Source organism: Autumnicola edwardsiae (genome assembly GCF_031846505.1).
Classification (GTDB): domain Bacteria; phylum Bacteroidota; class Bacteroidia; order Flavobacteriales; family Flavobacteriaceae; genus Autumnicola; species Autumnicola edwardsiae.
Genome location: NZ_JAVRHP010000099.1, coordinates 1 through 11,284 on the forward strand (window position 1 = coordinate 1; position 11,284 = coordinate 11,284).

Annotated in this window: 8 protein-coding genes; 5 read left to right on the forward strand and 3 right to left on the reverse strand. The window is 39.0% G+C overall.

Annotation, left to right across the window (positions count from 1 at the left end; translation table 11 throughout):
• Positions 1–758: 758 nt before the first annotated feature.
• Positions 759–1,856 (reverse strand): transposase, encoded by a 1,098-nt coding sequence (locus RM529_RS14205; RefSeq protein WP_311485429.1) that lies wholly within the window; start codon positions 1,854–1,856, stop codon positions 759–761.
• 1 nt (position 1,857) lies between these two features.
• On the reverse strand, positions 1,858–2,520 hold the full coding sequence (locus tag RM529_RS14210) for an RNA polymerase sigma factor (RefSeq protein ID WP_311485436.1): 663 nt from the start codon (positions 2,518–2,520) through the stop codon (positions 1,858–1,860).
• Between the two features lie 75 nt (positions 2,521–2,595).
• Here RM529_RS14210 and RM529_RS14215 point away from each other — a divergent pair, with 75 nt between their 5' ends.
• The 5 genes from RM529_RS14215 to RM529_RS14235 all read left to right on the forward strand — a co-directional run bounded on the left by RM529_RS14215 (position 2,596) and on the right by RM529_RS14235 (position 9,844).
• Positions 2,596–3,117: a restriction endonuclease subunit S gene (locus RM529_RS14215; RefSeq protein WP_311485430.1), complete on the forward strand. Its 522-nt coding sequence runs from the start codon at positions 2,596–2,598 to the stop codon at positions 3,115–3,117.
• Positions 3,114–6,116: a type I restriction endonuclease subunit R gene (locus RM529_RS14220; protein ID WP_311485431.1), complete on the forward strand. Its 3,003-nt coding sequence runs from the start codon at positions 3,114–3,116 to the stop codon at positions 6,114–6,116. Before RM529_RS14215 ends, RM529_RS14220 begins: the two co-directional genes overlap by 4 nt.
• A gap of 128 nt (positions 6,117–6,244) precedes the next feature.
• Positions 6,245–7,582, forward strand: coding sequence for an ATP-binding protein (locus RM529_RS14225; RefSeq protein ID WP_311485432.1), 1,338 nt, complete (start codon positions 6,245–6,247; stop codon positions 7,580–7,582).
• A gap of 189 nt (positions 7,583–7,771) precedes the next feature.
• Entirely contained in the window at positions 7,772–9,172 is a 1,401-nt protein-coding gene (locus RM529_RS14230) for a GmrSD restriction endonuclease domain-containing protein (protein WP_311485433.1), read from the forward strand.
• 9 nt (positions 9,173–9,181) lie between these two features.
• The gene (locus tag RM529_RS14235) at positions 9,182–9,844 is read left to right on the forward strand and encodes a hypothetical protein (protein ID WP_311485434.1); all 663 of its coding nucleotides are present in this window, start codon (positions 9,182–9,184) and stop codon (positions 9,842–9,844) included.
• Positions 9,845–9,936: 92 nt separating this feature from the next.
• Here RM529_RS14235 and RM529_RS14240 read toward each other — a convergent pair whose 3' ends face one another.
• Positions 9,937–11,148 carry a phage integrase SAM-like domain-containing protein gene (locus RM529_RS14240; protein ID WP_311485435.1) on the reverse strand — a complete coding sequence of 404 codons (1,212 nt, stop codon included), beginning with the start codon at positions 11,146–11,148 and terminating at the stop codon, positions 9,937–9,939.
• Between the last annotated feature and the right edge of the window lie 136 nt (positions 11,149–11,284).

An 11,284-nucleotide genomic window follows, 5' to 3' on the forward strand; every position in this document is an offset into this window, starting at 1 on the left:
AAAATTTTAATTGCCACAATTCATGGCTTTTGAGCTGAACAATATATTTTTACCGCGAATATGAATTTTTTTGAAAATATCCATAGTGCATTCAGGCTGATCCCCAATTACCTGCTTATCCTTTACGGAATGTTGGGGATAATTGCCTTGGGGTTGATAGGATACCTTAGTTATTCTGCCAATGTACAACAGATAGAAAGCTTAGAAGTCTACCGGAGGATTTCAGAATCAGAAGATCAGCTGCAACAGGATTTTTTTTGCTGCGTATCCTGAAATAAAAAAGGTGCATTGTCGGTGGCTGGAAGATCAAAAATAGGATTTGTCATGACAGTTCACCTTGTCATAAATTAGCCACTTTTTACAGTTAATCTTATAGAAACCCTTGAAAACAGGCAAAAGAATAACAGTAAAAAATAAGTAGGATGCGCCCTATGCTGTTTTTATTTCACGTTAACTTCCCGAACGCTATAAAAACAGCACAGGAACCATGCCCAGGATAGTTATGGTAGATTTGGGGGCTTTGCCTTGCAATCTAAATATCCAATTGCATATAATACTCCTTTAGAAACTAAAAAATACAGTTTTCGAAATTATGAATTTATCCAGGTTACATAGGCTCGGTTCCGTTTCTAAGTTCTCCCCGTTAATTTAGGTTTGAAAAAATAAGAGCCCACGCCGTTGTATATGCTAAGCACATTTAGTGAGTGTGATTTTCTACCTCACCCTACGGGTGTACAAGCACCCTCAATTTAAAATTATCAATCTGTAATAAGTTCAATACCGGCTTTTTCAGCCTTATACTTTATTTTGGTCATCAGTTCATAATAGCTCCAGTTTCTCAACACAAACTCTTCCTCTTTAGCGATCCCCATCTTATCTTCCTGGTTTAATAAAATAAGCGTGCCCGCCTGGTGTTTAATACAAAAGTCGATTAATTTCCGGCTGTACAGGTGTAGCCGATTGCTCACATAGTTTTTTTCCAGATCGTGGAATCTTTGCACTGCTTTTGTTTTCCTTTTGCGCCCTTTACCTGATTTTGCATAGGTGACACCTTCCTGTACCCTTTTCCGGGCCGCTTGTATCGCCAGCCTACGATAAAGAAACTCTTCCCTGGTGCCGATGCTAAGTTTTGCCTTTCCGGATTTCACAACAATAGGATATTCAAGAGATAAGGAAGCCTCCGCCATCATTTCCGGTTTTAGGATGTGATTTTCCTTTTCAATTTCAAATGTGGCCAACATAAAGATTTTGCCATCTTTTAATTTGATATGAGAAGTACGAAGTTTGATCTCTCCACCGGCCAGCTGATGCATTAATTCCCACTTATCGTTAAAATCCCTGCCTAAATACGTTTTTACGGGAATGGAGAAAAACCGAAAGCAAAAAGCTTTTTTATCAGGATTGAATTTTAATCCTTTCACCCCCTCCATATCAAAGGGAAAGGCGATATCTCTCTTAAAATTCATCAGCGAACGTTCCCCCTTCCAGTATTCCGGCTTTTTCTTATTGAAGGTGTTAATGAGAGTATTATTGATGTTGCCTAAAATGTTGGTAGGGACTTCACCTTTAAAGCGATCGGATACCACCCGATAGGTGGAATTGATCCGGGAGCGATTCAGGATGCCAAGTTCATCTTTCTTTTCATCAGCCAGTTTATATTTTATTCCTTCCGTTAAATAAAAGAACTCATGGATCATTTCCTGTACATAGAGATGGGTAATAATAAGATTAGCGGCCTTAAAGCTGCGGTTCTGCCACTGGTACAGTTTATCCAGGGCTTCCCTTCGTTCTTCCTTGGTTTGCAGATCGACCAGTAACTGGATTTTTCGAGTGAGTTTCATCGTTGACTTTTCCATCTTAAGCCGATTCTAATTGTTCCTGGTGTTTCTCCTGCATATACTTATACGCAGCCATAAATTCCTTATGCACTTCCCTTTGGGAAAGGTTAAGCTCCGCAGCTATGGAAGCAAAGGAGTAATTGGCTTCACATCTTAGTTGCAAGACCTTTTCCTGTTCCGCGGTCATTTTATCCTGAATCTTTACAGCCACCACCGGTTTTGGTCGTGTTTCCAGCGCACTGCCCCGGTGGATTATATTTCTAATATCCTCGATCGCTCTTTTTATCTCGTTGCTGGTTTGGGTAATGCTGGTTCCCAGCGCCTGGGCGATCGCCTTATACTGAAAACCGTATTTTAAACAAAGTTCAATCAGGTGCCTCCTTTCGGTAGTAAGCAAAGGAAAAACACTTCGTATCCTATCAAAAGCTTTTTGGTCTGCTTCCTGGTCCAGTAAATGCTCATCCTCTTTTTCGGGATCATAGCCGTGCATATATTCCTGATAGTTATCATAATATTCCAACCTGTTAATGTTCCTGTGGAAATTATTTCTGGGTCGGCAATAGAAATAGATACACTCCTTTTTCATTACATAGCGTAAGAAAAAGTAAATATGCTCCGGTCTTTCTATGCTGTCTCTTTTCTCCCATAATTTTAAAAAAGTATCCTGAAGGATGGTAAAAATGCCATTTTAGGAAATTTAATAAGTTTGAATCCAAGATTGTCTTTATCCAAAGGTTCACAAGCTTCATTTGTTGAAATGAAAGTTCTACCAATCGATGTAATGTCAGTTTCAGATGTTGCACAAAAAGAATTTAAAGGCGGAGCAAAATTTCAAAATGGAGATACATTATTTGCCAGGATTACACCTTGTCTTGAAAATGGAAAAACTGCCTTTGTTGACTTTTTAGAATCAGGTGAAATAGCTTTTGGTTCAACCGAATTTTTAGTGATGAGAGCAAAAGAAGGTGTTTCAAAATACTGGACCTATTGTTTAGCTCGTGATACCAATTTCAGAAATTTTGCCATTTCTACAATGGTGGGAACTTCAGGTCGTCAAAGGGTTCAAAATGATCCTTTTCTTTCCTATGAAATTCCGCAGCCACCAAAGGAAATTTTTGATTCTTTCAGTGAAATTGCTGAGTATTGGTTTACACAAATCAGAATAAATACAATAGAAAACCAAACCCTAACCCGACTCCGCGATACCTTATTACCAAAACTCATCAGCGGGGAAGTCCGCGTGAGAGATGTGGAGAAAACCTTAACAGAAGTCTTATGACACAAATGATCGAGATCACGGTGCAAAAGGCTGCCATAGAGTGCCTCAAAGAGTTGGGGTACACTTATAAAGAAGGCAATTCCCTGCAGCGGGACCTCAAGAAGGTGGTGCTGGAGGAGGATCTTCGGGAATTTTTAGAGCGCTCGTACCCCGGTGTACCTGGCACCGCCATTAATGAAGCCCTTTCAGCTTTCACGCAGCACCAGGGAATGGATCTCGATCACCGCAACCGCGATTTTCATCTTAAAATGACCCAGGGGGTTTCCATTACCTGGAAAGATGCTTCGGGCAAAGAACAGGCCCGGCACCTCTACCCTATCAATTACAAGGAACCGGAGAAAAATACCTTTGTGTGTGCAGATGAAGTAAAGATCATTGGCAAGAACAGCCGGCGTACAGATCTGCTCGTCTTCATTAACGGACTTCCTCTCATTGTTTTTGAATTCAAGAATATGTTTGATCCCGAGGTGGGTGTGGAAAACGCGCACCGGCAAATTGGGCATTACTTTCAGGATATTCCGCAGCTGTTTGATTACAATGCTATCACGGTAGTTTCAGATGGGCTGGAAACCCTGCACGGGATGTACAACTCTTCCCTGAAGTGGTTTGCTCCGTGGAAAAGTCTGCACGGGGATGACCTTCAGCAGAAAGAGGAACTTCAGCTGGAGACCTTGCTGAAGGGATTATTTCCGAAGAAAACCTTATTAAACTACCTGCAAAACTTCATTTTCCACGAAGACCACAACGGGAAAATAATCAAGAAAGGCGCAAAATATCACCAGTACTGGGGCATAAAAAAAGCGGTGGACTCTGCGGTAGAAAATATAAAACCTCAGGGTGACGGCCGGCTGGGAGTAATATGGCACACGCAGGGATCTGGCAAAAGCATTTCGATGGCCATCCTTACCGGAATCCTTCGGCAAATGCCCGAAATGAAAAATCCCACCATCCTCATCCAGGTAGACCGCAATGACCTGGACCAGCAACTCTATGAGAATTTTGTGCTGTGCAAAGACCTGGTGGGCCACGTACAACACGCCGATACCACAGATGAGCTGCGGGCCCTGCTGAGCACCGATGGCGGCGGGGTGATCTTTACCACCATTGAGAAATTTCGGTTAAAAGAACTGGCTTCGGGAAAAGAGCTCTCCCACCCTGTACTTTCTGAACGTACCAACCTAATCGTGATGGCAGATGAAGCCCACCGCACCCAGTACGGGTTCCATAGCGGCGGCTTTGCGCAGAACATAAGACGCGCTTTGCCCAATGCCTCCTTTATAGGCTTCACCGGAACCCCCGTAGATGGCAAAGATGCCGATACCCAACAGGTTTTTGGCCCAACCATCCACACCTACGATATTAAACAGGCCGTGGAAGACGGTGCCACGGTGCCCATTTATTACGAGCCAAAAATGGTTCCGCTCAATATCAAAGCCAAATATGACAAGGAGCTGGATGAAATGGAAGAAGATGAGGACGAGGAGAACAATGCCGTTTGGGCCGCGATAGAAGATGCCGCCGGGGCTGTTGACCGCGTGGAAAGGGTTGCCAACGACATCCTCACCCATTTTAAGGCCAGGACCGAAAGCCTGGAAGGCAAAGCGATGATCGTGTGTATGAGCCGCAAGAACTGCGTAAAAATGTACAATGCGCTTAGCGCACTTAAAGGATGCCCTGAAATAGCCGTGATAATGACCGGAAACATCAGCAAAGATCCGCCGGAATGGAATCCGCATATACGCACCAAAGACGCGATGGAAGCCATAAAAAAGCGTTTCCGCACGCCCGAGGATCCGCTGCAAATTGTGATCGTTCGCGATATGTGGCTCACGGGATTTGATGCCCCCTGCGCCCATACGATGTATGTGGATAAGATAATGAAAGGCCATAACCTGATGCAGGCCCTTGCAAGGGTAAACAGGGTTTTTAAAGACAAACCCAACGGACTCGTAGTAGATTTCATAGGCATCTCGGGCTTCCTTGCCGAAGCCACCAAGAAATACACCGCCGGAGGCGGGGAAGGAAAACCCACTCTGGATCTTGAAGCCGCGGTGAAAATTTGTTTGGAGCAGTTGGAAAAAGTGAAGGATCTGATAGGTGATTTTGATGCGGAAAGAGTCAATTCAATGTCCGAAATGGACAGATTGAAATGGTGCAACAGTAAAGTGAACAGCCTTTTGAAATCTGATGCCGTTACGGATGCCTTTTTGCTCGAAGAGCGAAAGCTGGCAGAACTGGTGGCAATGACCAGTTCAGATCCTCGGGTTTGGGAGATACAGGAAGAGCTGGCGATCATTCAGAAGATCAGGCAGCTAATCAGAAAGATCAAATTTCCTCCCGGTCCGCGCAGGGAGAAGAACGAAAAGATAAAAGACCTGATGAGCAAATCCCTGGAATCACAGGAAATTGTGGACCTGGCAAAAATGTACAACCTGGATAAGGTCGATATCTCCATAGTAGACGACAGGTTTCAGGCCATTGTAAAAGAAAAAGGCGACGAGAACATTAAAGTAGAATTGCTGCGCAGGATTATCAATGATGAGATAAGAGTACGAATGCCAAAGAACATCCGCCGGATGCGCAAGCTAAAGGAGGAACTTGAAAAAGTTTTGAGCAATTACCACCGGAATTCCCTGGATTCCATCGCCGCCATCAAGCATTTGCTGGACATCGCCACTGAATTTCAGCAGGACGACATCAGGACCAGGCAGCTCGGTTTAACCGAAGACGAACTGGCTTTCTACGACCTCTTATCTGCCAATGAAAAGTTACTTAACCAGTCCGGTCCTACTCAGGACCTGGTGCATAATGTTGTGGATTCGGTGAAGAAAAACCTCCAGCTCGACTGGACCAAAAAAGAAGACGCCCGCGCCGCTATTCGGTTAGCAGTCAAAAAAGAATTACGCGGCAAAGTGCCATTTTCGGAGCTTGATAATTTGCTGAAGGAAGTTATTGAACAGGCAGAGGGGCAGTATAAGGATTGGCCGATGGAGGCTTAAGACATTAATAAATGAAAGAATTAATAAAATATCAACGTAAGTTAATTGGTATAGAGAAGAAATTTAATATCAACTACCTGAAATAAGCTAAAAAATCTAATGACCTCTTCTGATAAAAAAAGACAATAATGAATCGGGAATCACAAAACACAGAATGGAAGGAGTCCTGGCGGGATGATTATTTTAAATGGATTAGTGGGTTTGCTAATGCCCAGGGCGGTATTCTGTTTATAGGGAAGGATGATGAAGGGGAGGTTAAACATTTGCCCAATGCAAGAAAACTACTGGAAGATATTCCGAATAAGGCACGGGATATATTAGGTTTAATGCTGGACGTGAATTTGCATTCAGAAGAAGATAAGGAGTATTTGGAGATTGTAGTAGAACCTTACCCTTTTCCTATTAGTTTAAGGGGTAAATATTACTACCGTTCTGGGAGCACCCTTCAGGAATTAAAAGGAGCGGCGCTAACCAAATTCTTGTTAGAGCGGCAGGGGAAAAAATGGGATGGAGTTCCGGTTCCAAATGTCGAAATCTCGAGTTTAAAAGATGAGACTTTTTCCTTTTTTAAATCTAAGGCCGCCAAAAGTAATAGGTTAGCAACTGAGGATTTACAGGAATCTAACCAGGAATTACTCGAAAGTCTGCATCTATATCTGGGGGAGGAAAAATTATTAAAACGAGCAGCGATTCTTTTGTTTCATCCCAAGCCCGAGAAATATGTGACCGGAGCATATATAAAGATAGGCTTTTTTGAATCTGATGATGACTTAAAATTTCAGGATGAAATAAAAGGCAATCTAATAGAACAGGCTGAAGAGGCCCTGGATTTGCTTAGAACCAAATATGATAATGCGGCTATTTCTTATAAGGAGGGAGTTAGGGAAGAAAAATTCACTTTTCCGCAGGATGCAATTAGGGAAGCATTATTGAATGCTATTGCCCATAAAGATTACAGTAGTGGGATACCCATTCAAATCAGTGTGTACCGGGATAGAATTATTTTCTGGAATGAAGGACAATTACCGGAGAATTGGACGGTAGACCGATTAACACAAAAACATCCTTCTAAACCTTTTAATCCTGATATAGCGAACACCTTATTCCGAGCCGGTTATATTGAATCCTGGGGGAGAGGAACCATAAAAATTATCAATACTTGTAAGGAGCATAAAATTGCTCCTCCCATATTCTCTAATAATCCGCCCGATTTTCAAGTCGAGCTTATAAAATTTTCAGAGGAAGGGCTCAAAGAAAGAGAACTTAAAGATGAGCTTATAAAAATAGTCCTTTATGTGCAGATCAATGAAACTATCACGAATTCTAAAGTCCAAAGAATTTGTGAAGTGAGCAAAGCCACTGCAACTCGTTATCTTAAGGAACTTGAAGGTGATCTTATTGAGAAAATGGGAACCACAGGGGTAGGTACAGTTTACGTTTTGAAAGGGTTCAATAAGGGCTCGTAATCTATGTTTTAATGGGCTCAACAAGGGCTCATTGAAAATGAGTCGAAGAAATATAAAAGAGTATAACCCTAGTGGAATCAATAGGTTTCAGGGATTAATAAGGGCTCATTTATTTCTCATAACGAAGGATATAAGGGTTCGATAAGGGCTCAGTAAGTTGAAATATAATAAATTATAAAAACAATATAAATGGCATTTAATCCAAAGTCAGAGTATATCATAACATCAAAAGAAATTAGTATAAAAGATTTCTTTGATTATAAAGAGGATTTTGTGACTCGTCCTCCCTATCAGCGTAAAGTAGTATGGAATCGTAAAAAGAAGCAGGCTTTAATGGATAGCTTGTTTCGCAGATATTACATACCAAAATTGGTGATTAGGGAAGTGCGTTTGGATGAAAGTACTACTGTTTTTGAAATTGTTGATGGTCAACAACGAATTACAACTGTTCAGGATTTCTTTGATAATAACTATAAATTACCCAGAAGTTTGGAAGACTTAAGTGACAGTCTTGCCGGTAAATATTACAAAGATCTGGATACCGATGTGCGTAAGTTTATAGATAAATCGCTTAAATATGAAGCGGATGTAATTAAAAATATTGATGAACCTCAGAACGTAGAGCATCAAATCATAGCCACTGAAATATTCTGGAGGCTTCAACAAGGAGAAACTCTTAATTATATGGAGGTGGCACACGCTCAACTATCGAGTTTGAGCCGAAACTTTATTGTGAAATATGCTGATGATCTGACTTTTGACTATGAAAATTATGAACCCATAGATGCTAACCCAGATAAGATGGACTTCTTCCGTTTATTGAATGTAGATAATGGAAGAATGAAGCACCTTCAGTTTATGGCGAGATTTATTCTGATAGAAAAAAATGGGGGATATGCTGATCTAAGTGATAAAAAAATCACTGAGTTTATTGAGGAAGAAAAGGTGTCTAATGGAATTGGTGATTATAGCTATGAGGATAAATCGTTCGCAAAAGAAGTAATCAAAAACTTAAAGGCCTTCTACAACATTTTCAAATACGATTCTATGCTGGATGATCAGAATGGGATAAGAGAACTCTCTGTGGAATATTTTATTATCTCAGTTTATATGCTTATCAGGCACCTAAGAATGTATTATATATTAAATGAGGAAACTCAAACATTAGTAAAAGATTTTATTTATGATTTTCATATGCGTTGGAAAACATATGAAGATTCTGAAGATAACGATATGCTTACATTTAGTAATCGGAGACAGCAGGGTGAGCACGATCTGGAAGTTAGGGATAGAATAATGCGACAAATCTTTTTTGAGTATGTTAAGGAGAATGATTTTAAGTTGTTGGAAAAAGATAATAAGAGGGCATTTTCAGAATTAGAACGTATTCTAATTTATAGAAAAGGAAAAGGATTTTGTCAGCAATGTTTGAGAGATGGTAAACCGGAAAAGGAGGCAAGGGTGAGCTGGTCCCAATATCAGGCTGATCACGTGATTCCTCACGCAAAAGGAGGGAAAACAACATTGGATAATGCAGAGTTGCTATGCTCTTATCATAATCAATCTAAGGGAGCAAAGGTCACTTTGTAAAATTAAGGAATGAGTGAAAATTCAAATAAAATTCATATTGACACGGATAGAATTTTAAAAGGTTTCACAGAAGACCAGGAGATTGATAATGAAAACTACCTGATTAATTATCATTCTTTAATTACAGAAAATATAAGACTTAATAATAGAAAAATCACCCGAAATTCTTTTTGGATGATAACATTATTAACGATTTATTTTTTAGTTTTTTTGGAAGGTGCAGAAGTCTTAAATATTGAATCCGTTGGTGGAATTAAGGATCCTAAGATCCTTTTGAATTTTTTGCCGGTTATTTTTTCGTTTTTATACCTTCAGAATATAACCTTATGGAATAATAATATCAATTTAATTCCTTTATTTGAAAAGGTAAGCCGGAAAATGTTCAGTTTAGGAGCTTGTACAGATACAGTAAATATTATAAAGCCGTTTTCTCTACTTCATCATATCCTTAATTATCAATATGAAAATAAAAAGGTAAATAAAATCCTTAAAATTCCAGTGGGTATTGCCTTCTATGCTATATTATTCTTACCTATTGTATTAGATATTTTTTTTCTGGTGTTGATTTACAATAATAATAATATGGGGGTTATCCCTGCGGTATGTTTTTTAATTGTTACTCTACTTACCATTACGACTATTGTACAGGCATTAAACTCTCATAAAGGTTGATTGATGATAAACCAAGAATAACCTCCTTAACTTTCCAAAGTAATGAAGGAAAGATGTATGGTTATTTTTGCCGTAAAAAGAAATAATTTAACTTAAAATAACAATTTTTCACTCGCTTCATCTAATAAAGAGCTATCAAGTTCTTTTAGATACGCTTGAGTTACAGTTAAGTTTGTATGGCCCATGGATTCACTAATTATATCCGTAGCTATTCCTTTTTGTTTTAAACAATTTGCAAAACTATGGCGAGCAACATAACTAGTTACATTTTTATCAATTTCACAGATCTTAGCTATTTCTTTGAGATCTCTATTAAAGCGTTTTAAAGTTTTTGACTTTCTATCTTCTATTTGCTGTGGAGAGAGATTGTTTTTTAACAGAATGGGAAAAATATATTTCGTGTCCTTAGCATTACTTCTATAGTATTCCAGAATTTCTTCTACTGGAGGTAAAATTTTTACAATAAAATTTCCTTTAGTTTTGGAACGAGTGTAAAAAATTCTATCACCTTTTATATCTTTCCATTCAAGTTTCATGATATCGGCGAAATTCATACCTCGAGTATAAAAACTAAATACAAAGTAATTACGACTATTCATCAGGTGGGGATAGGAATTAATATCCATTTTTATAATTTTTTGCACCTGTTCTATCGTTAATGCCCGTTTTTGACCTTTACCTTTTAACCTGGATATCTTGTATGCTCGAAAAGGATAAATTGATGATTTTACCACATTTCGGTCAATTGCACGATTAAATACCGCCCGAAGAGCACGCATTCGTACACCTATTCCGCCATCACTACCTCCTCTAGATCTTAAAAATACTTCGTATTTATTTAAGAATGAAGGTGTAACTTCCTGAAATTTCAGTTTGGTTGATTTATGAAAAAGTTTTAATGATCGATATGAATCTCTGTTGGCCCTGGCATTTCCAGTTCTACCAGCTGCTTCCATTTCATCTATTATTTCCTCCCAAAAAGCAAAAAAGTTATTTCTATAAGGATTTTTTTCTACGCGAAATCGCTCCTCAAAATCCTCAAGGGAAAAATCTTCCTTTTCAATTTTCAGTTCAGTAATCAATTGGTATGCTCTTTCTTGAATTTTTAAGAGCAACCGATTGTTCTGCATATAATTTGAATTTGTTTTTCGAAACCTTCCAGAACTAGAATCCCATTCATTTTCTAAAGCATTGAAAATTGATTTAAAGTATTTGGACTTTCTATCCTTTGTCACCCTCAAATAAATAGGATATTGCCCATTTGAAAGTCTCTTTTTCCTAATAATAATTTTAATATTAACCATGGCTAAAAAATTATGGGTACAACATAGGTACAACAAATGGTAAGTTTAAAGCTACTTAGATGTTAACAAATATAAATAATTAATTTATAATATTCTGATAATCAAGTTAAAAGAAGTCATATATTACTAGATGAAA